The sequence below is a fragment of the Desulfosporosinus lacus DSM 15449 genome, assembly GCF_900129935.1.
Taxonomy (GTDB): domain Bacteria; phylum Bacillota; class Desulfitobacteriia; order Desulfitobacteriales; family Desulfitobacteriaceae; genus Desulfosporosinus; species Desulfosporosinus lacus.
Genome location: NZ_FQXJ01000019.1, coordinates 44,592 through 67,630 on the forward strand (window position 1 = coordinate 44,592; position 23,039 = coordinate 67,630).

22 protein-coding genes and 1 pseudogene are annotated in these 23,039 nt (G+C 41.4%); 22 read left to right on the forward strand and 1 reads right to left on the reverse strand.

Features of this window, described 5'->3' with window-relative positions; translation table 11 throughout:
* Positions 1-23 precede the first annotated feature (23 nt).
* The 18 genes and pseudogenes from ilvB to BUB11_RS20870 all read left to right on the forward strand — a co-directional run bounded on the left by ilvB (position 24) and on the right by BUB11_RS20870 (position 17,772).
* Positions 24-1,712, forward strand: a complete 1,689-nt coding sequence (gene ilvB / locus BUB11_RS20790; RefSeq protein WP_073031919.1) for a biosynthetic-type acetolactate synthase large subunit — start codon at positions 24-26, stop codon at positions 1,710-1,712.
* Positions 1,713-1,716: 4 nt separating this feature from the next.
* Complete coding sequence (gene ilvN, locus BUB11_RS20795; protein ID WP_073031921.1) at positions 1,717-2,196, forward strand: acetolactate synthase small subunit; 480 nt, start codon at positions 1,717-1,719, stop codon at positions 2,194-2,196.
* Between the two features lie 77 nt (positions 2,197-2,273).
* Positions 2,274-3,272, forward strand: a complete 999-nt coding sequence (gene ilvC, locus BUB11_RS20800; protein WP_073031923.1) for a ketol-acid reductoisomerase — start codon at positions 2,274-2,276, stop codon at positions 3,270-3,272.
* A 25-nt stretch (positions 3,273-3,297) separates the two neighbouring features.
* Positions 3,298-4,845 carry a 2-isopropylmalate synthase gene (locus BUB11_RS20805; protein WP_282434031.1) on the forward strand — a complete coding sequence of 516 codons (1,548 nt, stop codon included), beginning with the start codon at positions 3,298-3,300 and terminating at the stop codon, positions 4,843-4,845.
* Positions 4,841-5,263: pseudogene (locus BUB11_RS20810) on the forward strand (LeuD/DmdB family oxidoreductase small subunit); the annotation flags it as partial. The gene BUB11_RS20805 and the pseudogene BUB11_RS20810, both read left to right, overlap by 5 nt.
* Positions 5,256-6,317 carry a 3-isopropylmalate dehydrogenase gene (gene leuB / locus BUB11_RS20815; protein ID WP_073031927.1) on the forward strand — a complete coding sequence of 354 codons (1,062 nt, stop codon included), beginning with the start codon at positions 5,256-5,258 and terminating at the stop codon, positions 6,315-6,317. The pseudogene BUB11_RS20810 and the gene leuB, both read left to right, overlap by 8 nt.
* 201 nt (positions 6,318-6,518) lie before the next feature.
* On the forward strand, positions 6,519-6,677 hold the full coding sequence (locus BUB11_RS28070; protein WP_207650051.1) for a hypothetical protein: 159 nt from the start codon (positions 6,519-6,521) through the stop codon (positions 6,675-6,677).
* 117 nt (positions 6,678-6,794) lie between these two features.
* Positions 6,795-7,604 (forward strand): pyrroline-5-carboxylate reductase, encoded by an 810-nt coding sequence (proC, locus tag BUB11_RS20820; RefSeq protein WP_073031929.1) that lies wholly within the window; start codon positions 6,795-6,797, stop codon positions 7,602-7,604.
* Entirely contained in the window at positions 7,601-8,719 is a 1,119-nt protein-coding gene (proB, locus tag BUB11_RS20825; protein WP_073031931.1) for a glutamate 5-kinase, read from the forward strand. Before proC ends, proB begins: the two co-directional genes overlap by 4 nt.
* A gap of 52 nt (positions 8,720-8,771) precedes the next feature.
* Positions 8,772-10,022, forward strand: coding sequence for a glutamate-5-semialdehyde dehydrogenase (locus BUB11_RS20830; RefSeq protein ID WP_073031933.1), 1,251 nt, complete (start codon positions 8,772-8,774; stop codon positions 10,020-10,022).
* Positions 10,023-10,176: 154 nt separating this feature from the next.
* Complete coding sequence (locus BUB11_RS20835) at positions 10,177-10,851, forward strand: protein kinase family protein (RefSeq protein ID WP_073031935.1); 675 nt, start codon at positions 10,177-10,179, stop codon at positions 10,849-10,851.
* Positions 10,852-11,026: 175 nt separating this feature from the next.
* Complete coding sequence (locus BUB11_RS20840) at positions 11,027-12,274, forward strand: MFS transporter (protein WP_073031937.1); 1,248 nt, start codon at positions 11,027-11,029, stop codon at positions 12,272-12,274.
* A gap of 672 nt (positions 12,275-12,946) precedes the next feature.
* Positions 12,947-14,095: an MGDG synthase family glycosyltransferase gene (locus BUB11_RS20845; RefSeq protein ID WP_073031938.1), complete on the forward strand. Its 1,149-nt coding sequence runs from the start codon at positions 12,947-12,949 to the stop codon at positions 14,093-14,095.
* A gap of 40 nt (positions 14,096-14,135) precedes the next feature.
* Positions 14,136-14,804 carry a phosphatase PAP2 family protein gene (locus BUB11_RS20850; RefSeq protein WP_073031939.1) on the forward strand — a complete coding sequence of 223 codons (669 nt, stop codon included), beginning with the start codon at positions 14,136-14,138 and terminating at the stop codon, positions 14,802-14,804.
* A gap of 172 nt (positions 14,805-14,976) precedes the next feature.
* Positions 14,977-15,630, forward strand: coding sequence for a YjgB family protein (locus BUB11_RS20855; protein ID WP_073031940.1), 654 nt, complete (start codon positions 14,977-14,979; stop codon positions 15,628-15,630).
* Positions 15,631-15,651: 21 nt separating this feature from the next.
* The gene (locus tag BUB11_RS20860) at positions 15,652-16,515 is read left to right on the forward strand and encodes a DUF3221 domain-containing protein (RefSeq protein ID WP_073031941.1); all 864 of its coding nucleotides are present in this window, start codon (positions 15,652-15,654) and stop codon (positions 16,513-16,515) included.
* A gap of 422 nt (positions 16,516-16,937) precedes the next feature.
* On the forward strand, positions 16,938-17,417 hold the full coding sequence (locus BUB11_RS20865) for a DUF6530 family protein (protein WP_073031942.1): 480 nt from the start codon (positions 16,938-16,940) through the stop codon (positions 17,415-17,417).
* Positions 17,418-17,421: 4 nt separating this feature from the next.
* Positions 17,422-17,772 (forward strand): GIY-YIG nuclease family protein, encoded by a 351-nt coding sequence (locus BUB11_RS20870; protein WP_073031943.1) that lies wholly within the window; start codon positions 17,422-17,424, stop codon positions 17,770-17,772.
* A 137-nt stretch (positions 17,773-17,909) separates the two neighbouring features.
* On the opposite strand, the gene BUB11_RS20875 is transcribed toward BUB11_RS20870, so the two are convergent.
* Positions 17,910-18,587 (reverse strand): C40 family peptidase, encoded by a 678-nt coding sequence (locus BUB11_RS20875; protein WP_073031979.1) that lies wholly within the window; start codon positions 18,585-18,587, stop codon positions 17,910-17,912.
* Between the two features lie 233 nt (positions 18,588-18,820).
* Here BUB11_RS20875 and BUB11_RS20880 point away from each other — a divergent pair, with 233 nt between their 5' ends.
* The 4 genes from BUB11_RS20880 (at position 18,821) to BUB11_RS20895 (ending at position 23,029) form a co-directional block, all read left to right on the forward strand.
* The gene (locus BUB11_RS20880) at positions 18,821-19,693 is read left to right on the forward strand and encodes a glutamate mutase L (protein ID WP_073031944.1); all 873 of its coding nucleotides are present in this window, start codon (positions 18,821-18,823) and stop codon (positions 19,691-19,693) included.
* Positions 19,694-19,744: 51 nt separating this feature from the next.
* The gene (locus BUB11_RS20885; RefSeq protein ID WP_073031945.1) at positions 19,745-20,347 is read left to right on the forward strand and encodes a DUF2238 domain-containing protein; all 603 of its coding nucleotides are present in this window, start codon (positions 19,745-19,747) and stop codon (positions 20,345-20,347) included.
* Between the two features lie 194 nt (positions 20,348-20,541).
* Complete coding sequence (locus BUB11_RS20890; RefSeq protein ID WP_073031981.1) at positions 20,542-21,726, forward strand: pyridoxal phosphate-dependent aminotransferase; 1,185 nt, start codon at positions 20,542-20,544, stop codon at positions 21,724-21,726.
* A gap of 139 nt (positions 21,727-21,865) precedes the next feature.
* Positions 21,866-23,029, forward strand: a complete 1,164-nt coding sequence (locus tag BUB11_RS20895) for an amidohydrolase family protein (RefSeq protein ID WP_073031946.1) — start codon at positions 21,866-21,868, stop codon at positions 23,027-23,029.
* The last annotated feature ends 10 nt before the right edge of the window (positions 23,030-23,039 follow it).

The following is a 23,039-nucleotide window of genomic DNA, read 5'->3' on the forward strand; positions in this document are numbered from 1 at the left end:
CAAACGTTTAGGGAGGGAAATGTATGAGTGAAGAAAGAACTGGAATTAAAGGGGCCACCATCTTATTGAATGCTTTACAGCAAGAAGGTGTTGACGTCATTTTTGGTTATCCGGGCGGGGTGTTACTTCCATTATATGATGCACTTTTAGATAGTCCAATTCGACATGTATTAGGACGTCATGAACAAGGGGTCGTTTTTGCAGCTGATGGTTATTCAAGAGTTACCGGGAAAGTAGGGGTTTGTTTAGGCACCTCCGGACCGGGAGCTACGAATTTGGTGACAGGTATTGCTAATGCTTTTTTAGACTCTATTCCATTAGTTGTTTTGACAGGACAGGTCTCTACGGGTTCCATCGGCTCAGATTCTTTTCAAGAGGTGGATATCATCGGGATCACCATGCCAATTACCAAGCACTCATATTTGGTTAAGGATCCGCGGGATCTGCCTAGGATTGTTAAAGAGGCTTTTTATATAGCGCGGACCGGTCGCCCCGGGCCCGTTCTCATCGACCTTCCGAAGGACGTTCTAGCTCAAGAAAATGTGGTTCCCTTTTCAAACGAGATGAAATTGAAGGGGTACAAAGTATTTGGACAAGCGAACAACGGTAAGATTGAAGAAGTGGCCAAGGTGCTTTCAGAATCTCGCAAGCCAGTGCTTTATGCAGGTGGTGGAGTTGTCACTGCCGGAGCCGAAGACGTCTTAAGACTATTTGCAGATAAAACGGCAGTGCCGGTTGTCACAACCTTAATGGGAATTGGCAGCCTTCCGTTAGAACATCCTAATTCACTTGGTATGGTAGGAATGCACGGAACTGTGACTGCAAACTATGCTGTGGATGATTGTGACTTGCTTATTGCTGTGGGTGTGCGCTTTGACGACCGTGTAACAAGTGGCATGGGGCATCGTTTCGCGACTAAGGCTAAAGTTATTCATATCGACATCGATCCTGTAGAGATCAGCAAAGTAGTAAAAACAGAGATCCAAATTGTTGGGGATGCCCGCCAAGTCTTGGCAGAGATTCTGGAAGCTTTGCCGGGATTCGCAAATCCTGATGTGACAGACTGGTGGAATCAGTTGCGTGACTGGAGGAAAAAAAACACTATACAGTATGACAAGGACAGACTCACCCCACCGATGGTCATGGAATGTTTGGGAGAAATTGCCGGAGGAGATACAATTGTCACTACAGATGTAGGACAGCATCAAATGTGGGCTGCTCAATATTATCCGACAGTTAATCCACGCAATTACGCGACCAGCAGCGGACTTGGTGTGATGGGTTATGGGTTGCCTGCCGCAATTGGAGCACAAATTGCTCGTCCGAAGGATAAGGTCGTATTGATAACCGGGGATGGATCTTTTCAGATGTCGATCCAAGAGTTAGGGACAATTGCTCAGAATAAACTTCCTGTTAAAATTATCTTGCTAAACAATGGGGTTCTTGGGATGGTTCGACAAATGCAGAAAATGTTTTATAATGAGCGGTATAGTCAGATTGAACTGCAAGGTAACCCGGATTTTGTTAAAGTAGCAGAGGCCTATGGTATTCGTGGAATCAGTGTTAATTCCCCAGAGCAGGTACGCGGTGCCATTGAGGAGGCGTTTAAACATCCTGGCCCAGTTCTGGTAGACATTACAATATCAGAGCATGAAAATGTTTTACCCATGGTTCCACCTGGTAAAGACATTACTGAAATGATAGTGAGGTGATAATATGTTGCATACACTTGCAGTCCTTGTGGAAAACAATCCTGGTGTATTGATCCGGGTGGCAGGATTGTTCACGCGTAGGGGCTATAACATCGATAGTCTCACGGTTTGTCAGACGGAAGATCCGGAGCTTTCGCGAATGACAATTGTCGTTAATGGGGATGATCAAATTATTGAGCAAGTAAGGAATCAACTGAGTAAATTAGTGGTTGTTCATTCAGTTTCAGATTTGACTGGAGAAAGTGTCGTCGATCGAGAACTGGCTTTAATTCGCGTTCAGGTCAGCACGGAAACACGATCCGCGGTGCTTCAAACGGTTGATATTTTCCGAGGTCGGGTTGTGGATATGGGAAGGACAAATATTACCGTAGAGTTAACGGGTGATATCCCGAAAATTGATGCGTTTGTCCATGCAATTCAACCTTATGGATTACTTGAGTTAGTTCGCACTGGCAAGGTTGCAATTTTGCGATCTGAAGCATAGAGAAAGATTTCCATTGTGTAGTATAATATACATGGTTTATTTTTAGAAAAGGTTAAAGTTGAAAGGAAGTTATAAAAATGGCAAAAATGTATTACGAAGTAGATGCTAATCTGGAGTTATTAAAAGGCAAAGTAATCGCAGTTATGGGTTATGGCAGCCAAGGACATGCACAAGCTCAAAACCTTAAAGATTCAGGACTTAACGTTGTAATCGGACTTCGTCCAGGTAGTGCTCGTACAGAACGTGCACAAGCAGCAGGCTTTGAAGTTATGACAGTTGAAGAGGCAGCCAAGCGAGCTGATGTTATTCAAATTCTGCTTCCAGATGAAACCCAAAGTAAAGTTTATAATGAAGAGATTAAAAAGCATCTTACGTCAGGAAAGGCTTTAGTCTTTTCTCACGGATTCAATATTCACTTTGGACAAATTGTCCCTCCAAGCGATGTCGATGTCTTTATGGTGGCACCAAAAAGCCCAGGCCATTTAGTGCGCCGAACCTATACTGAAGGTGCTGGAGTGCCGGCCTTGATCGCCGTTCATCAGGATGCCTCTGGGAAAGCCAAAGAATTAGCCTTGGCCTATGCTAAGGGAATTGGCTCCACCAAAGCGGGAGTTCTGGAAACGACCTTTGGAGAAGAAACAGAAACTGACCTTTTTGGTGAGCAGGCAGTCCTTTGTGGAGGAGCATCTGAACTGGTTAAAGCAGGTTTTGACACATTGGTCGAGGCAGGATATCAGCCGGAAATTGCTTACTTTGAATGCTTACACGAGCTAAAACTCATAGTTGACCTAATGTATGAAGGTGGCATGAGTTGGATGAGATATTCAGTGTCAGATACTGCTCAATATGGAGATATGACTGTCGGTAAGAGAATTGTTAACCAAGAAACCCGTAAAGAGATGAAACGCGTGCTTGAAGAAATTCAAGACGGTCGTTTTGCAAAAGCTTGGTTACTTGAAAACCAAGCAAATCGTCCGGCCTTTAATGCTATGACTCGTAACGAAGCAAATCATCAGATTGAAAAGGTTGGAGAACAACTCAGAGGGATGATGAGTTGGTTGAAAAAGCACGAATAGAGTACGCTTTTTAAAGTAAAGTTATATATCTGGGAAGGAAGTTAAAGGGATGCGCCGGATCGAGATCTTTGATACTACGCTTAGAGATGGTGAACAATCTCCAGGAGTAGCACTTAACGCAGATGAAAAATTGCAAATCGCACATCAATTAAGTAAGCTAGGGGTTAATGTTCTCGAAGCAGGATTTCCTATTGCCTCCCCTGGAGATTTTGAGGGAGTGCGCAGGATTGCTCAAGAAGTAAGAAACGTAAGTGTGGCTGCCCTTGCGCGGGCCAATGCCAAAGATATTGAACGTGCCTGGGAAGCAATTTCCGGTGCAGAGTCTCCGCGCATTCATACCTTTATTGCCACTTCACCGATTCATATGCTTTATAAATTACAAAAATCCCCCGACGATGTGCTTGAACAAGCCATTCAGGCAGTTCGATTGGCAAAATCCAAAGTAAGTGACATTGAGTTTAGTGCCGAAGATGCGTCCCGCAGTGATGTGGATTTTCTAGCTAAAGTTTTCTCTGGGGTTATTCAAGCAGGAGCAACGGTCCTTAACATTCCGGATACTGTGGGGTATGCTACACCCGAAGAGTATGCTGCATTTTTGCAATCGATCATGGAGCGTACAGTTGGGATTGAGAAGGTCAAAGTCAGTGTCCACTGCCACAATGATTTGGGCCTGGCGGTGGCGAACTCCCTGGCCGCTGTTGGGGTAGGTGTGCATCAGTTAGAGTGTACGGTTAATGGGATCGGGGAAAGGGCAGGGAATGCGGCTTTAGAAGAACTTGTCATGGCTTTGCACACCCGCAAGGACCAGTTTAATGTTGAAACTAGTATTGTGACAGCGGAAATTGCCAGAACCAGTCAATTGGTAAGCCGTTTAACAGGCATGATGATTCAACATAACAAGGCGATTGTGGGTAAGAACGCTTTTGCTCACGAATCGGGTATTCACCAAGATGGAATGCTTAAAGAACGTTCCACTTACGAAATCATGTCACCAAGTGTGATAGGGATTGATGTTGAATCTATCGTTTTAGGAAAACACTCAGGGCGACATGCGGTTCAGCAACGGCTGACAGATCTTGGGCTGAATTTGGAAGAGGGCCGATTTGAAGAGCTGTTTTCTCGGTTTAAACTATTGGCAGATCGCAAGAAAGAAGTAACAACATCAGATTTGTTCTCCCTGGCAGACGAGCAAAAAGAGAAAACGGATCTGATAAACTTAGATTATTTGCAGGTCTCAAGCGGGACCCATCTGGTTCCTACGGCTACTGTCGGGCTCATGTTTCAGGGGCAACGGTTAGCAGATGCGGCGTGTGGGGATGGACCAGTTGATGCGGCATTTAAAGCCATTGATAAAGTTCTGGGAACCCAAGGTAAATTGATTCACTATTCCTTGCAAGCTCTCGATGGTGGAGAAGATGCCCAAGGAGAAGTAACGGTTAGTGTGAAATTTGGTGAGAATTTAGTTGCTGGGCGTGGAGTAAGTACAGATATAATTGAAGCAAGTGTACGAGGTTATCTCCAGGCTGTAAACCGTGCCTTCTCACGAGGGTGGATTGAAATACTAGAGAAATAAATCCACTCCTGAGCATTTGGCAGCACATTGTATGGAAGATGCAGGAACACAGTTTGCTCAGGAAGTTAAGTCTGGAGACCTTATGGTCGGCGGCAAAAACTTCGGATGCGGTTACTCGCGCGAACATGCTCCGATCGCCATTAAAGCTTGTGGTATTAAAGTAATAATTGCCGAGTCGTTTGCGCGGATTTTCTATCGCAATGCGCTTAATATTGGATTGCCAATTATGGAATGCCCTGAAGCGGTAGCCGGAATTTCTCCGGGAGATGAGATAGAAGTAAATCTTGCGACAGGTATTATCGAGAATAGGACAACAAATAGCCAGTTCCGAGCTCGCTCCTTTCCTCCTTTTATGCAGGAATTGATACGTGCTGGTGGTCTTATTCCTTATATTGAAGGGAGAAGAAAAAATGCCTAATGTACTAGTTCTTCCAGGAGATGGTATTGGGGTAGAGATTACTCCGGAAGCCGTTAAGGTGTTAGAAGCGGTCTTGAAAGGTAATTCTACCAGTCTAAATTTTGAGTATGGCTTGATAGGTGGAGCCGCGATTGATGAAGTGGGCAAGGCTTTGCCAGATGCAACATTAGCGGCGGCTCAAGCAGCCGATGCGGTTTTAATGGGTTCCGTAGGAGGCCCTAAGTGGGATACCCTTCCTGCTCCGCAACGTCCAGAGTTAGGAGGACTGCTCCCGATTAGAAAGGCCTTGGGGCTGTTTGCCAATATTCGTCCTATAAAAATGCTACCCATGTTAGTTGATGCCTCGACTCTTCGCAGCGAAGTAGTTAAGAACGTTGATCTGGTTGTTCTTCGTGAATTGACTGGCGGACTTTACTTCGGCGAGAAAGGGAGAGGAACAAACCCAAGAAGTGCATTTGATACGTTGATTTATACAGAAGAAGAAATCAAACGCATTGTAGAACTAGGTTTTCAAACGGCAGTTAAGCGACGTAAGAAACTTTGCTCAGTAGACAAAGCAAATGTATTAGAATCTTCTCGTTTTTGGAGAGAGATAACCCTTGAAGTTGCAAAAAATTATCCAGAGGTCGAATTGACTCATATGTATGTGGATAATGCAGCTATGCAATTAGTTCGTTTACCGGAGCAATTTGATGTTATCGTTACGGAAAATATGTTCGGAGATATCCTTACAGATTTGGCGTCTATGCTAATGGGGTCGATCGGAATGATCTCCTCGGCAAGCTTAAACGGGAGTAAAGGACTCTACGAACCAGCTCATGGCTCGGCACCGGATATTGCTGGTAAGAATATTGCCAATCCCTTAGCTACAATTCTCTCGGGAGCATTGATGTTACGCTATTCGTTTGGATTAGAGGATGAAGCTCAGAAAATCGAGAGAGCGGTTGAACGCGTTTTGCAAGAGGGGTACAGAACTCCTGATTTAGCAAAACCAGGGGATAAAGTACTAGGAACTCGAGAAATGGGCAATGCTGTGGTTGAGGCGCTGAAGTAGGTCGTGTTTGCTTCGGTTTGCATAAGCTAATATTTTTATTGACACTTGAAATATTTGGATGGATGAGATAGAGTATAGTTAACTAGATATTGAATAAAGCATGGGATCGACCCAGTATGGTAGACGGTGGTGTTCAGAGAGAAAAGCAATTGCTGAGAGTTTTTCCGCCTTCGATATCAGAACCCCAGTCGTGATGCTCTGATGAAGAATCGGACGGTTTTTCCACCGTTATGCGGAATGTTGTTGGATCAATCTGGCACTATAGAGTTGGCATTGGCAATAAAGGTGGTACCGCGGAAGGCTTCTTTCGTCCTTGATGAGGATGAAAGGGGCCTTTTTTTAGGTCTTTTGGGTCTGTGAAAGTCAGGGGAAATTGCCCGTTCACATATGTTGGGTTTACTGGATCGGCAGGATTGGTATGCTATTAAAGGTTGGCCAAGGTTGATAAGATTAAAGGGTTATGAAAGGGTGTAAAGAATGACTCAGTCTATTGGGTTTATTGGTGGGGGAAATATTGCGGAGGCTATGATAAGTGGTCTTAAGCAGTCAAATAGTTCACTTGAGATTCGAGTGACGAATCTTTCCAATCGCGGACGGCTCCAAGGCTTGGTTGATAGATATAATGTTATTGCAGCTCCATTATTGGAGCTCGTGGAAGATTCTCGCGTCTTGATCATTGCGGTGAAGCCGAAGGATGTTCAAGCTGTCCTTAAAGATTTAAAGGATTTTCCATTGAAGGATAAACTGGTTATTAGTGTGGCAGCGGGTGTCCCATTGAAGGTCTTTTATAAATACTTGCCGGGGGTTGCTGTGGTACGGGCAATGCCGAATACTTCAACGGCAGTGCTTCATTCCATGACTGGATTGGTACGCGGTGATAATGTTACAGAAGAACAGGCCGAAATAGGGGAGAAGATCTTTTCGGCTACAGGGCGGATCATGTGGGTTCCAGAAAAAAACATCAATGCATTAACAGCAATTAGTGGAAGCGGACCAGCATATTTTTATCTATTCGCCGAGAGCTTAATAAAAGCAGGAGTAGAATTAGGGCTTAGCGAAGAAGAGGCTGAGATATTGGTTCTTGAAACCTTGATTGGTTCGGGGAAGATGATCGCAGAAAGCGATAAATCGCCGGGAAAACTGCGTGAAGAAGTGACTTCGCCTAATGGCACGACGTATGCGGCTTTAAATGTATTTACGGATGAGAAATTGGCTGAAACCGTGCTGAATGCGGCAAAGGCTTGTGCACGGCGCGCGGAAGATTTGGAAGGAGAGTATTCAGAGTGACATTAAGTGAGGTTCGTAGGGTTGTCTTGAAAATTGGGAGCAGCAGTTTGAACCATCCTCATGGTGGTTTAGATGAACAAGCCATAACTGAGATCGTCTCAGTAGTCGCCGCCCTAAAGGAAAATGGGGTGGAGTGCATTATTGTTTCTTCGGGTGCGGTGGCGGCAGGAATGGGTCAACTGAAGCTCCAAGCTCGGCCCCGGGATTTAGCAGGTAAACAAGCCGTTGCTGCTGTGGGTCAAGGGGTACTAATAGAGATGTATACTCGAAATCTCGAACGGCATGGTATTGTAGGGGCTCAAGTTTTATTATCTCGTATAGATTTGGCACAATCATCACACTATAGGAACGCTCAAAATACTCTGGAGAAATTACTGCGTTTACAAGTCGTGCCTATTATTAATGAAAACGACACAGTTGCAGTGGATGAGCTCTGTTTTGGAGATAATGATACTCTGTCAGCCTTAGTGGCAGGGCTTGTCGGTGCAGACTTGTTGGTTATTTTAACAGATGTGGATGGCTTGTATACCGCCAATCCCAAAAAGGATGAGTCAGCACAGCTTATTAAAGAAGTAACAGAGGTCTCTGCAGTTGAAAGCATGGCGAGCGGGGCAGGAAGCTTACTAGGGACTGGAGGGATGGTCACTAAACTTAGGGCAGCCAAAATAGCTACTCGTTTTGGAATTGGGATGCTGCTTTTGAATTTTACGCGACTTCGAGAACTCACCTTCTTGACCAAGGGTCAAGGACCAGAGGGAACATATTTTCAGCCTTTAAAGCATCGTCTTGCAGGTCGGAAACGCTGGATTGCTTATGCAGGGTTAACTGAAGGCAGTATCCAAGTCGATGATGGCGCAGCCAAGGCCCTTGTGAAAGAAGGCAAAAGTCTGCTGGCGAAAGGAATTATAGTTGCTGAGGGGACTTGGGAACGTAAAGAAATCGTTCGGATAGTCAATACGCAGGGAGAGGAGATTGCCAGAGGAGTGGTAGAGTTGAGTAATGATGAAGTTCAGACGGTAAAAGGACTTCATTCTGAGAAAATTCATCAACTTATTGCAGATTTTGACGGTGAAGAAGTAGTTCACCGTGACAACATGACACTTATGGTGGATTAATTACTCAAATAATTGATAAGAAGGTTAAGTTTATGGTAGGAGGTCACTGCTTATGTTTCACCCAGAATTAATTGAAATTGGGCAAAGAGCTAAACAAGCGGCTCGTCAGTTGGCTTTTGCCAGTACAGAGTCCAAAAATGATGCGTTAACCTTAATGTCCGAGGCGCTCCTGAAAAATGAGGGAGAAATTCTTAAGGCAAATAGCCTCGATGTTCAAGCGGCTGAAGAGAAAGGTCTTAAGAAGAGTCTTGTCAATCGTTTAAGGTTGACTTCGGCGAGCATTGCACAGATAAGTCAATCCCTTAAAGAGGTTGTTGCATTACGAGACCCTGTGGGAGAAGGGGAAGTTTGGACGCGTCCGAATGGCTTGCGTATTCAACAGACTCGGGTTCCTTTAGGGGTTGTGGCGATGATCTATGAAGCACGACCCAACGTGACGGTCGATGCCGCTGCCTTGTGTCTGAAATCTGGAAATGTGGTCATTCTCAGGGGAGGGTCGGAGGCTTTAGAAAGCAATAAGGTTTTGGCAAGAGTAATTGCGGAAGCTGCTGAAGAGAGCGGATTGCCGTCAGGATGTATCCAATTGATTACAGAGACTAATCGAGAATGGGTCCAACAACTGATGCGTTTAAATGATTATGTAGATGTCATTATTCCCAGAGGGGGTGCTGGGCTGATTCAAACAGTGGTACAAAATGCCACCGTACCAGTGATTGAAACCGGAACTGGTATGTGTCATGCTTTTGTTGATCGAGATGCAGATTATAAAAAGGCCATTCCCATTGTTATAAATGCTAAGACCCAAAATCCAGGAGTCTGCAATGCCTTGGAAACTATGCTCATAGATGATGCAGTCGCAGAAAACTTTCTCCCACTAATTGGAGAGGAGCTTAGGAAAAATCAAGTCGAAATAAAAGGTTGTTCTAGAACGTGTGAAATCTTGCCTTATGCCGTTCCTGCTATAGAGGAAGACTGGGTGGCAGAACATCTGGACCTAATTTTAAGCGTTAAAGTTGTGTCTGGGCTTGATGGTGCCCTGGATCACATTTACAAATATAGTACCAAACATTCTGAAACGATTATCACTGAGAATTACACAAGGGCTCAGCGGTTTTTAAGAGAAATTGATGCAGCCGCTGTTTATGTCAATGCTTCAACTCGTTTCACAGACGGTGGGCGATTCGGCTTTGGAGCTGAGATTGGAATAAGTACTCAAAAGTTACATGCCCGTGGACCAATGGGTCTGAGAGAATTGACGACGATCAAATATATTGTTTATGGGGATGGACAAATAGTAAAATAACTGGTGCGAATAGAAGGCCGCCACTTACTGGCGGCCTTTAGTGCAGACTGCCACAATTCTATAAAAGGTAATTTTAAGATTCAGTGATAGTTAAGTTCATATTCGGGGAATTGCGAAGACCCGGTGCAACATTGGATTAAAGGGTGTGTGCTTAATGGAATGGGATATTGTCGAGAGAGAATTAAGTAAATTAAAAGTCATATCTAATGGAGAAAATGAGCTTGTTACAGTAAAGGGAGATTCTAACAAATTCGAGTGTGTAGGTGTAGGAACAGATGCCGCGGTATTTCGTTTTTTGTATTTGCCACACTACGCTTACAAAGTGTTTAGTAATGACAAATTAGGTAAGTTAGAACAAGAAAATGAGGTTTATTTAAAACTAGGTCACTCGGAGTATTTTCCTGTGTATTATGGCAGAGGATTTAATTTTCTTGTGATTCGTTTTGAAGAGGGAATAACTCTGTACGATTGTCTCTTGAAAGGCATTCATATCCCAAAGCAGGTTATTGAAGACGTAGATAATGCGATAAACTATGTACTCGGCAGAGGATTAAATCCTAGAGATATTCATTTAAAGAACATACTCCTCCACGAAGGCAAAGCTAAACTTCTGGATGTCTCTGAATATATGAAACCGGGAAACGATAAAAGGTGGGAATACTTGAAAGAAGGATATAAGGAATATTACCACTTGTTTGATGGAAGAGCCCTTCCGCTATGGATAATAGAGACTGTACGTAAATGGTATAATCAGGCGAAGCCTGAGAGTCTTAATGTTCAAGACTTTATTAAAGATCTCATTGTACTTTTCCGAATGGGTAGTAAGTGAATAAATCCACAACCTTGTGAGTGTTATAGGACAAATTCTTGTCCATCATTTATAAAAAACAATTGATAAGAAATAATAACATATATTAAGTTGTAATCAGGCAGAAGAGCCTATAAAGTTGGAGTAATAGAATTAGAGACGTTGTTCCGTCATTATGAATTTCACAAGGTAAAGGATGGAGAGAAACATTTTAGATTTGAATATAGATTGGAAAAAGAATATTATCCTGTTTTTGACTAGCCAGACCATATCACTTTTTGGATCATCACTGGTTCAGTATGCAATTATGTGGCACATCACATTAACAACACAGTCAGGTATCATGATGACGATAGCCATTATTTGCGGTTTTCTTCCGACCTTGCTTCTTTCTCCGTTTGCAGGAGTATGGGCTGACCGTTATAATCGAAAGACATTAATTATTCTTTCCGATTCTATGATTGCATTATCAACATTAGTTTTAGCTATATTGTTTTTGACGGGATATGGTTCGCTATGGTTGCTCTTTGTGACATCTGCCATACGAGCTCTAGGGTCAGCGATCCAAATGCCGGCGATAGGAGCCTTCCTTCCGCAAATTGTACCGGAGGATAAACTAACTAAGGTTAACGCAACAAACGGAAGTATACAAGCTATAGTTATGCTGATGTCTCCTATGGTGAGCGGTGCACTGCTCACCATGGTTACCATCGAAATGATTTTCTTTATAGATGTTTTTACAGCAGCCATTGCGGTTTTGGTTTTAATTTTGTTTTTGCATGTTCCTGTTCATGAGAAAGCCCAAGCAAAGCAAACAACGAGCTATTTCAGTGATATGCATGAAGGTTTTAACTACATTAAAAATCATGCGTATATCAAGAGGTTCTTTCTGTTTTGCACATTCTTCTTTTTTTTAATTGCACCTGTTTCTTTTTTAACGCCGCTGCAGGTTGCACGAAGTTTTGGTGACGATGTTTGGCGTTTAACGGCCATCGAAATAACCTTTTCTATTGGCATGATCTTGGGTGGCCTGATTATGGCTTCTTGGGGTGGTTTTAAAAATAGGATTCACTCGATGACATTGGCAAGCCTCCTTATTGGAGTCTGTACCTTTGCCCTTGGAGTTGTTCCTGTTTTTTGGATTTATCTAACTATCATGGGGTTAGCCGGAATTGCGTTGCCGCTCTTTAATACACCCTCTACGGTATTATTACAGGAGAAAGTAGAGGCTAATTTTCTAGGAAGAGTATTTGGTGTCTTAGGGATGATAGCAAGCACGATGTTGCCATTAGGAATGCTTTTGTTTGGACCACTTGCTGACATCATTAAAATAGAGTGGCTCCTGATAGGAACTGGTTTGCTTCTGTTTATTCAGGGATTTTTCTTGCTGGGTAACAAAGTGTTAATTGAGGCTGGAAAGCCAATCTCAAAGCCTGAACTGTAACTATGCATATTTTGGATTATCCTATTGAATTCTTGATAAGCTAGAGATCATGAGATTTAGGGTTTTACGAGGGAAATACAACCAATTATTATACTGAATTCGCTAAGTTATTAAAGAGGACTTGTGATCACTCGAAAAGTGGTACAGGTCCTTTGGGCTATTAAACATTCATTTTATGCTTTCTAAAGGTCCCCCTATCACGTTATCTTGACAGCTATGTCACCGTTTGAAATAAAGAAAAAAGTAAAATATGAAGTTAAAAACCAAAACTTTACGTCTAAAAATATAGAGTTTAGTATTAGCTCATATTTTTACGTTAGGTAACTATGAGTGAGTTTGCTATTGTCAATTTTAAATCCCAGTCAATCGTCCAAAGATTTTTTAACCTAATTTTAAGAATTTCCTAAGAATTAGCCTAACATTATTTTAAGAACTAAAACTTATAATGCAGGTATGACCTAAATGATGTCCTTTTATCAAATCGTCAGACTCTCGCTTTTACAAGTGGGAGTGGGACCCAGTGTGCTGCTTCGATGGGGGTAGAGTCCCACCGAAGTCTCGATGTATAACTTTAGTTTAACGAGTTCACTTAAGGTGCGTCGCTATATAGCCTGGGTGGTTCATATTACTAATATCGTTTTAAAAGAAGGTTATTGAGAAGGGGGTTTAAAGTTGAAGCAGTTAAGGATTCTCGTGTTTTCTGCAGCATTTGGAAACGGACATTTGCGGGCGGCTGAAGCAGTTATTGAGGGACTGCGTATCAAGGAACCTTCGGCAATTGTGACTCATTTAGATTTTGGTGATTTTTTGAGTAAGCGATTTAATAGCGTGGTAAAAAAACTCTACTTTGAGTTGATCAAACATTCACCAAAGCTTTGGGGGAAATTTTATTATCGAACATCGAAGCTTAGTCCTAATTCAAGGATTCAGTGTTTTTTGAACCAATTAGGTCGATCTGATTTCCTCAAATATATTCAGGAATTTAATCCAGATCTTATTGTGTGCACTTATCCTACAGTTTCTTCGATTCTAGCTCAGCTGAGGCTAGAACATATTCTCCAGGCTCCAGTGATCACAGTAATTACGGATTACACTGTTCACAGTCATTGGGTGCATTCGGGTGTGGATTGCTATATAGCGGCTTGTGAAGAAGTTAAGGAAATGTTAGTGACAGAGGGAATCCTCTCGCAAAGGATACACGTGACAGGAATCCCAATTAGTCCGAAATTTGAAAAGAAGATAGATCGAGAGTTAATTAGCTCCAAGCTGGGTATCAAACAAGATTTGCCTACCTTTCTGGTAATGGGAGCGCACGGAAGTATGGAAAGTACAAAAAGAATTTGCAAAAAGCTTGCAGATTCAGAGGTTCCGGTACAGTCAATTATTGTTTGTGGAAATAATAAAAAATTGTATAACTCTTTGCATGAAGTGGCTGCAAAGGCTCGTAATCCCATGGTACGGTTAGGGTACGCAGATAACATGGAAGAACTAATGTCAGTAACCGATTTGATCATAACCAAGGCCGGAGGTTTAACGGTTACTGAGGCGCTGACGAAGCACTTACCGATTGTGATTTATCAGCCCATACCAGGTCAAGAAGAAGAAAATGCAAATTTTGTGAAACGCATTGGTGCGGGACAGATTGCTGGTACAGAAGAGGAATTAGAAGGATTACTTAGTCGCTTCTTGAGTTATCCACAGGAGATTGAGGAAATGCGGGAGAAAGCGTCATACGCTTTACTCGGTCACTCCGCAGAACAGACTGTGAATAATATGCTTGAATTAATGAGGAATCCAAGAAATAAGAAAAAAACCGGTTGATTTTGAATATAGTTATCGGTCGAAAGGAAGATTAAAAGAGATGCAAAAGAACATTAAAAATCTCATGCCTCTATGTTTAATGTTGTCAATTCCGATTTTGAATATTATTTATGTTTTGCTCAATAATGCTAACCGGGGTACCCATAGCTTAGTTACCGACTTAGACCAAGGTGTTCCATTTCTAAAAATATTTGTTTTGCCCTATTTATCATGGTATTTCTTCATATTTGGAACGTTAACTTACTTTTGCTTTAAAGATAAAAAAATCTTTTACCGGACGTTGTTGTCAATTAATCTTGGATTATTGATATCTTATGGGATTTATTTCTTTTTTCAAACAAATGTTCCTAGGCCCGATCTTGTGGGTAATGACTTTTTGACTATGCTGATTGCGTTTGTTTATAATAATGACCAGCCCTTTAACGCCTTTCCAAGTATTCATGTTCTATTGAGCTTTTTAATGATTAAAGCGATTAACAAGTATCCTGCTAAAAATTATTTAAATGTAACTGTAGTATATATCACCGCTATTTTAATTATTTTAGCGACCCAATTTATTAAGCAACATGTAATTTTAGATCTCTTATCCTCGATAGTATTAGGTGGCTTAATTTTCGATCTGGTTTTTTATGTAAAATTGGAGGGATTACGCGCATGGCTAAAGGACCCCTACTTGTGGTCGATGGTGAAAAAGAGATCAGAGATTTAATTTGGGAACTAGCTCATTTAACAGGATTTTGACATCCTGAAATGAGGACTAAGTGGTTGCGCAAGATGATCTATAGAAAATTATGACATGTTTAACGTCAGATTTAAGGGTCTGATAACGTCTATTAATAAGGAAATGTACCATCACTCAATTATAAGTAAGGAGAAAGATCATGAGTATTGCAACTAAAAAGAGACTCTTAAAGTACATGATTGCAACGCTGGCTTTGACACTGATTGTCGGGTGTTCACCATCAAATCCCCAAAATTCTGATTCCTCAAAGCCAACGGACTCGGTTTCGCAAACTCCGTCGCAAATGCCACCATCGTCTTCTGCACCCCAAACAACAGATGCGGCGAAGGAGTTACTGCTAAACATGAAGCAATTAGCGGAGCAAGGGAAAGTTATTAATAATGATTTTCCTGTGAAGACAACCGTCATTGAAGATGTAAAGAGTAAATGGGGAGAGCCGGAAAAAACTGAATGGGTCGCGGCTGCCAAAGGAAGCTATGCTACCTATTCGAACAAGGCAACCGTGTTTGGTTTTAACAAAGGTTCCCGGATTTTTGAGGTTCGATCCTTTGATAAACAGCTGAAGCAGCTTTCTCTTGCGAAAACTAAAGAAGTATATGGAACTCCAGCTTATGACGTGAAAGTTAATGGAGAAGAAATCATCGGTTATACAGCTGGGCCGGAATTTAAGATAGAGTTTGTATTCCCACTGACGACTGCTAGCAATTCTGATCCTGTGATGGATCATTATCTTGTGCTTCATCCTGCAGGTACTGTTAACAATATGGCTGATGATCCGGGGCGACAGTGGTAACTAGTTGCAGAGGGAGAAATTATGAAAATAATTAAATTAATTGCTATTTCCTTAGTAGGGATATTTACGCTTTCTGGATGCGGTTCAGCTAACTCCCAAAATCCTGGAGATTTACAAGGTACCAATAAAACAGATATTGTTGGTACCGTCATCAAGTTGACTAAGAACCAATCAGGGGAGATTCTTGGAACTATTTTAGTCGAAGGGGAAAAAGGCTCTAAGCCTTATGACCAGGCTTCAATTAAAGTAACCCAAAAGACTAAGATCAATGAAAAATCTGCGGACAATGTAGTGAATTCCAATTTCGATGCTTTGCAGGAAAACCTAAAAGTGGAAGTGAGGTTCATTGGGCCAGTTGCTGAGTCATATCCGGTTCAGGCAACAGCTGATGAGATTACAATCCTGAAAGATGAACAGGCTGATACTGATATGCGCCCGAGCATTGGAAAAATCCAACTTGGTGACAGTCAAAGTCAGGTTAATGAGATATTAGGAAGTGTCTTTAAGGAGGAGTACCACGAAGAGCCAGGTCATTTTCCAGAGTCTTGGAATAAGAGAACCTATGATAAAGGAGTTACCGTTATTGTAGGAAAGGACTCCGGACAGGTTCTCGAAATTGAGACCACCTCGGCACAATTTCCGACAAATAGGGGAAGTAAAATAGGAGATATGGCTAAAGACGTGTTTGATAACTACGGTCCGAATTATAAACAGTTAGAAAGTCGGCACGGGGAAGGTAGACTTGAAGGTTTTTACGATCTGGGAGATGGGCAGTTAATTATTTTTGACTTAGACAAAGATGATAATTCGCTGTTAAACCAGGATGTGAAAGCAGATTCCAAAGTAGAAATGATTCGATTAACAAAGAGCAACTTTTTAGATTAGTATAGCGATTGAATAACCGGAAACCAAGCCCATAATACTTAGAAAGCAAGCATTTTGGGCTTGCTTATTACGGAGAATATGATAAAGGGGTTCTCAAAATACACTTCCGGGAACCCCTTTTTTCTGCCTTGAAACTAGCCTCTATGCGAGCAGGGTTACCTGGGGTCATAGCCAACTACTGTCCAAATGCCGCTTTGATCTTGGCGAATTAAACGTTTTTAGGCAAACGGCCTTGACCGGACCCTCTAATATTTGAATCGTCGCGTCTGTACAAGTATTGCAAGTAACTTTTAGGGACCGTCACTATTTGTGGCGGTCTTTTATGTTGTTTGACTTTGCTTGTCAGAAAGTCTATACTAAATACAGTGAATTAGTAATTTACTAAATTACTAAGGTTGATCAAAATTTTGGAGGTAGAGATAATGAAAATACCGACCACTTTAAAGCATAAACCAGTTATTATTTCGGAGAATTATGAAAATGTTGATGGCAGATATGCCTATAATTCAGATGCAAAAGGTCTTTCATTAGGACTTGCCCAGTGGAATGATCGAGGTAAGGTAGATGTATCAGCTAAAGTATGGAGATATACGGGAGAAAAATGGTCAAGACAGTCTGAGGAACTACCCCTTCATCGTGTCCTAGATCTTGCAATTCTAATATGCAGAGCAAAACTGCATTTCAGAGAGGCTTATCGATATGAAAAATTATACGATACTGAAACTCCTGTCATAGACCGGGTGGGCTTACAAGGTGACGCTATGACAGTAGCAGTATGTACAGATAATGAAAAAATTAATGAAGACATAAAGTTGTTCAGCCAGGCGCTGAGTATTGATGACGAGCTGATGGGGGAACGGTTGAGTACTCTAAGCAGGATTCTTAAGGAGATGGGTTATTAAACTAATGGACAGAAAGAAAGAGTTGAAACAACAATATCTACAAATGAAACCGGATATGGGAGTACTAATTATCCGGTCTAAGCACAATAATAAATGTCTAATTGAAGGAACACAAAATTTGAGAGCGACCCTAAACAGCATCAAGTTCAAATTGGAATTGGGTGCTTATCCTAACCGAGAGTTACAAAAGGAATGGAAAGAATATGGGGAAGAGAGCTTTACAATTGAGGTGTTAGAGAATCTCGAATATGACAAGGATGAAACAAAAACCGATTATAAAGATGATTTAGCGTTGTTACAAATGGATTGGGAAGAAAAAATGGCGAAACAAGAAGTTGAGTTTTATATGAAATGAAATGGGAAAGGCCACGCGTATGCGTGGCCTTTGATGTTATTTAGTGAAAACGTTAACTTTCATCGAAACTAGATTGACTCGTCAAGCTGGGTAAGCAAGTTAATTCTGTATAATGCTTTTAAATATTTGAGGAATGTTTAATAGATACGTTTCGCTCCCACATAGGCATTTGCCCAATAGGGAGTAAAGCTATAAATAGCAATTCCCTTACTGCTGGTTGCACTGATAAATTGATTATCTCCAATATAGATGCCTACATGACTTACTTGCTTTCCTGAGACAAGGTTAAAGAAAACCAAGTCACCTGGAATAAGATTGTTAAAGGCTACTGGGGTTCCTACTGCATATTGATCAATGCTGACACGCGGTAAAGAAATATTTTGGCTGGCAAAAACATAACGGGTAAAGCCAGAGCAGTCGAAGCCTGAAGGAGTGGTGCCTCCCCATTTGTAGGGAACGCCTAAGAAACTTTTGGCTGTACTTATTATTTGGTTAGTTTTTTCCTGAGGCGAAGTATTTGCTTTTAAAATACTTGCATTTGAAACATCTGAATTAGAAATAGTTGCTTTTTTCAAGGCTTCTTGTGTTTGTGGACCGACAATTCCATCAACTAATAAATTATTGTCACGTTGAAATGCCTGAACAGCGGCTTTGGTTTTACTTCCGAAAATTCCGTCCACCGGACCAACATCGTAATTTAAGGATTGGAGCTCTGATTGCAACATAATGATTTCTGAACCTGTTGAGCCTGCCTTTAATGTTGCAGCTTGGGTTACGGAAGCTGAGGCGATAATAGCTATTATAACTAATGTCATTAATAAAATACTTTTTTTCACTAGTACTACCCCTTTCCTGTTGCTTACTATCTTTAAGGCCTCGTACAGTGAAGTATACATGCTGACTACCTAAAAATATAGTACAAGTTGTTGGTTGAACTTCCATAAATAACCTTATCTATATTTCAGGTTTAAAAACCGTTTCGGGTACTTTTTCTTTTTTGGGGTAGGATAATAGATGCCAATAAGTTGCCTAAGTGAGGAGAGAGAGTATGCAAAAGGTATTAGTCGCCGAAATTGGTGATGATACAATAGTTGTGAAAGCATTTGCCAATCTAGACACGGAAAATCCACTTTTACTAGGGCAAGGGATCTCTCTGACGACTGAATACGATGGGGATTATCGAACTGGGTTACAATTTGCTCTTACTGACTTAGAGAAAGATATCGGACCTGTTGGTTGTTTAGGGGATATACCTTTTTATGCTGTAAGTTCAGTGCCGAAAATTCACACAATGAAAGTGAATGGACCAATTGTTTTTACGGGCGGGATTTTACCGGCTACTGAAGCTATTATGAAAGCTGCTAAACTGATCTATGAGGAAGTTGGAGAAGTCCTGGTACTTGATGTTGGTGCGATAGCGACAAACTTGTATTCGCTAACTTCTGGACTAATGCCCCAACGAACGGTTGAAGAGGATTTGGGAGTTCTTATTAATCCTTTACCCTTGGTAAAGCTGATAGGTGAAAATAGAATCGTAGAACATCATGGAGAAGAATGGGAAAAACTTATTACATCCAGACCGGAAACACCTGAACAGATGGTCTTTAGCGCTGAGATAACTTCCGCCGCAATAACAATTGCTCTAAAACGACATAGTGGTGTCTCGGGTAATTGTGGGGAGAGAGATTTAAGTAATATTCGGTGGATTGTTGGAACAGGTGTGGCACTAACTCAGTTACCTAATGGCCTTGAAATTTTTCAGGAAAGCATTATGGGGATGGCGGGTACACTGTTTTCAGAAGAAAAAATCGCTATTTTATTAGACAAAGATTGTATTATGTCATCCTTGGGAAGTTTAACAGCCACCTACCGAAAAGCGGCTTGGCAATTAATGCGTGAATCATTTGGAGTAGAAAATTAGATCAGGATAAGGGCCTCCCCAGAGATTCCATTCGGAAGGAGTCTTGCTCTAATGAATAATCAATACAGTACTCTGTCACTTGGAATGGCTTTGTTTTTTGAGATAATTCTTATATATACGGCTATTGAAGATATTGCATTTAGACAATGGAAGAACTTGAGTTTGGCAATGCTCGCTGTCGTTTGTCTTATTTTTCCTTTTATAGTTACCCGTATTGCTAATCAAAGAAACATACTTCTACCTTCTGGCTTTCAAACAATAGCCCTAGTATTTATCTTTTTTGCACAATTCTTGGGGGAAATCAAGAATTTCTATGTAATATTTTGGTGGTGGGATTTATTTCTCCATGCAATATTTGGGAGCTATGCTGTTATCATAGCACTTTATTTGATAGAAGGAATTTTCAAAAAGAGACAAGAAATTTCCGAGCAACGATTCAGATTATTTGCAGTAATAGTTGCTTTTAGTGTTGCAATTGCCCTAGGCACTCTATGGGAAATGTTCGAGTTTATAGGGGATTATTTATTTAATACGAACATGGTAAAGGGCGGACTTGAAGACACTTCAATGGATCTTCTTGTAAAAATTGCGGCGGCTTTTTGCACAGCGATTTTTTATTATTATTTTCACGGCTTGAAACATAAAGAACGCTAATCATAAAGGATATTAGAGCAAGCGCTTTATCTGAGAAATCTTGAGCCCCAGTCTCAGCAGACAATAATCATATAGTGCTGGCAGGATTATCGGATTTTTTATCGAAATCTTGAAGGGAACTTATTTTTCAATTTAATTATATTCGACTTATCCACAATTTCCAATATTAGTTAAAGAAGAAAGGTTTGAGTGGTATGATTTCAGAAAAAATGCATGAGCAGGTAAAAAACAGTTCTGTAATTCGGGCAATGTTTGAGGAGGGTAAAAGGTTAGCAGGAATCTACGGCGCGGAAAATGTTTTCGATTTTAGCCTTGGAAACCCCAATGTTGAACCGCCTGAAGAAGTGAAGAAGGCAATTTTAGAGATTGTAAATGATAAAAATGTTATAGGTATTCACGGGTATATGAATAATTCAGGGTATGAAGAAGTTAGGGCAGCGATTGCCAAATCTATCAATGATAAATTTGGTACCACAATTACCCACAACAGTATTCTTATGACCGTCGGCGCAGCAGGCGGGTTAAATGTTATTTTGAAAACCTTACTTAATCCAAAGGATGAGGTAATTACTTTTGCCCCTTTTTTCGGAGAGTACAGAAACTACGTCAAAAACTTCGATGGTGAATTAATTGCAGTGTCGCCTAATACGATTGATTTTCAACCAAATCTTAAAGAATTCAAGGATAAAATTACCCCTAAAACCAAAGCGGTTATCATCAATTCTCCTAATAATCCAACAGGGGTTATCTATTCGGAAGAAACTATAATCAAGCTTTCTGAAATACTGAGAGAGAAGCAAAAGGAATTTGGCACAGATATATATCTGATTGCCGATGAACCATATCGAGAGCTTGCTTACGATCAGGCTGAGGTACCATACCTGTCAAAGTATTATGCAAATACCATCGTCGGATACTCGTATAGCAAATCACTTTCGCTTCCCGGCGAAAGAATAGGCTATCTAATGATTTCAGATCAAGCAGCCGATTTTGAAAATATTATTTCTGCAGCCAATATTGCAAATCGCATCTTAGGTTTTGTTAACGCGCCGGCATTATTTCAGCGCGTTATTGTGAAATGCTTGGATGCAAAGGTGGATCTTGAAGCTTATAATAGGAATCGGGAACTTCTTTATAAGGAGCTCTTGTCCTATGGCTACCAATGTATTAAACCCGAGGGTGCATTTTACATGTTTGTCAAATCCCCTATTGAAAACGATGCCGAATTCTGCAGTTTGGCTAATAAGAAAAATATTCTCATAGTTCCTGGGTCTGCATTTGGATGCCCCGGTTATGTCCGAATTGCCTATTGTGTTGCTTATGAAACAATCGTGAAAGCACTGCCCGGCTTTAAGGCATTGATTGAAGAACTAAAATAAGACTGTGCGTCCGGGTGTAAATAAGAGCAAGAAGCTAAACCCTTTAACTGGGTGCTTCTTGCTCTTTTAGGTAAATATCTGGCAGGAAAGATTAAGATTGAGAATAACTTCTACTTAGGATAGAGAGGAGATAAATAGGGTGTACATTTCGTGCAGTTCAGAACGAAAAATCTTGGAAATTCCCGATGAAGGGGAAACGATCATCGCAGGGTATTGGAGCCATGAACGGGGTATGTGTTCTCAACCTGTGCTTTTAAAATGGAAGGATGGCAAGGTCAACTCATTGAAGGCTTTAAGTCATTTAGAAAGTCACACTGAACCGTCGTTGCTATGGAGCTCCTATTTCCTTTTGCCTGGATGGCTAGATGCCCATGTTCATTTAGCTTTAGACAGCCTGGATTTTTATCAGTGCTTAGAAAATTGGGATCAGCCTCTATTGATTGAGGACAACATTAAAGTGTTTTTACAGCGATATGTGGAGATGGGAATTGTTGCTATTCGAGACGGCGGAGACTTACCGGGCTTTTCCTGGAAAGCAAAAAACAAGGTTAATGAAGGATTGTGGTCTGGGCCTAAGGTCATATCAGTTCACGAGGCTGTGGGTCGAGCGGGAATGTATGGCCGTTTTCTTGGTCGGGGCTTTCAAGACCTTAGGGAATGGCAGGAAAAGGAGAGTGATTTCTTCAACCAAGGCATAGACCAACTTAAAGTTATCGTTACAGGATTGATTCGGTTTGATGATTTTTCGAGGGTGGGTCCTAATCAGTGGACGGTAGAGGAATTAAGGGAGATCGTCGAAGCGGCTCATGAACGTCAAATACTTGTCATGGCTCATGCCAGTGGGGAAGAGGGAATCTCATTAGCTGTTGAAGCTGGAGTTGATTCAATTGAACACGGATATTATATGACGACCAAAGATCTTGAGCGGATGAGAGAAAAGAGCATTGCTTGGGTTCCAACGGTGTCACCGATAGGGAATATACTGAAATATCCATCCGATCGTTACTCCCCACATGAAGTTGATACTTTGAAACGTATTCTGGAGGCTCACTTGGCAAAAATCCATGAAGCTTATTGTTTAAACGTCCGGCTGGGTGTTGGCACAGATGCCGGCGCTTATCAAGTGCCTCACGCTGAGAGCTTGTATGATGAGATAGACTGGATGGTTCAGTCTGGAATCCCAAGGCTGGAGGTCTATGGTATGGCAACGCATGAAAATGCTCGGATCTTTGGCAGACCTGAATTGGGAAGGTTAGACGTCGGAACTCCGATGAATCAATTACAGCTTGTGAAGAACATTTAATAGGAGTTTT

Coding starts and splice junctions, on each gene's coding strand:
- BUB11_RS20890 (WP_073031981.1), top strand. CDS start 20,542: ATGATTTCAGAAAAAATGCATGAGCAGGTAAAAAACAGTTCTGTAATT.
- BUB11_RS20840 (WP_073031937.1), top strand. CDS start 11,027: ATGGAGAGAAACATTTTAGATTTGAATATAGATTGGAAAAAGAATATT.
- leuB (WP_073031927.1), top strand. CDS start 5,256: ATGCCTAATGTACTAGTTCTTCCAGGAGATGGTATTGGGGTAGAGATT.
- BUB11_RS20830 (WP_073031933.1), top strand. CDS start 8,772: ATGTTTCACCCAGAATTAATTGAAATTGGGCAAAGAGCTAAACAAGCG.
- BUB11_RS20860 (WP_073031941.1), top strand. CDS start 15,652: ATGAAAATAATTAAATTAATTGCTATTTCCTTAGTAGGGATATTTACG.
- BUB11_RS20885 (WP_073031945.1), top strand. CDS start 19,745: ATGAATAATCAATACAGTACTCTGTCACTTGGAATGGCTTTGTTTTTT.
- BUB11_RS28070 (WP_207650051.1), top strand. CDS start 6,519: ATGAAGAATCGGACGGTTTTTCCACCGTTATGCGGAATGTTGTTGGAT.
- BUB11_RS20870 (WP_073031943.1), top strand. CDS start 17,422: ATGGACAGAAAGAAAGAGTTGAAACAACAATATCTACAAATGAAACCG.
- BUB11_RS20855 (WP_073031940.1), top strand. CDS start 14,977: ATGAGTATTGCAACTAAAAAGAGACTCTTAAAGTACATGATTGCAACG.
- BUB11_RS20865 (WP_073031942.1), top strand. CDS start 16,938: ATGAAAATACCGACCACTTTAAAGCATAAACCAGTTATTATTTCGGAG.
- BUB11_RS20880 (WP_073031944.1), top strand. CDS start 18,821: ATGCAAAAGGTATTAGTCGCCGAAATTGGTGATGATACAATAGTTGTG.
- BUB11_RS20835 (WP_073031935.1), top strand. CDS start 10,177: ATGGAATGGGATATTGTCGAGAGAGAATTAAGTAAATTAAAAGTCATA.
- BUB11_RS20875 (WP_073031979.1), bottom strand. CDS start 18,587: ATGACATTAGTTATAATAGCTATTATCGCCTCAGCTTCCGTAACCCAA.
- ilvN (WP_073031921.1), top strand. CDS start 1,717: ATGTTGCATACACTTGCAGTCCTTGTGGAAAACAATCCTGGTGTATTG.
- proC (WP_073031929.1), top strand. CDS start 6,795: ATGACTCAGTCTATTGGGTTTATTGGTGGGGGAAATATTGCGGAGGCT.
- ilvB (WP_073031919.1), top strand. CDS start 24: ATGAGTGAAGAAAGAACTGGAATTAAAGGGGCCACCATCTTATTGAAT.
- BUB11_RS20850 (WP_073031939.1), top strand. CDS start 14,136: ATGCAAAAGAACATTAAAAATCTCATGCCTCTATGTTTAATGTTGTCA.
- ilvC (WP_073031923.1), top strand. CDS start 2,274: ATGGCAAAAATGTATTACGAAGTAGATGCTAATCTGGAGTTATTAAAA.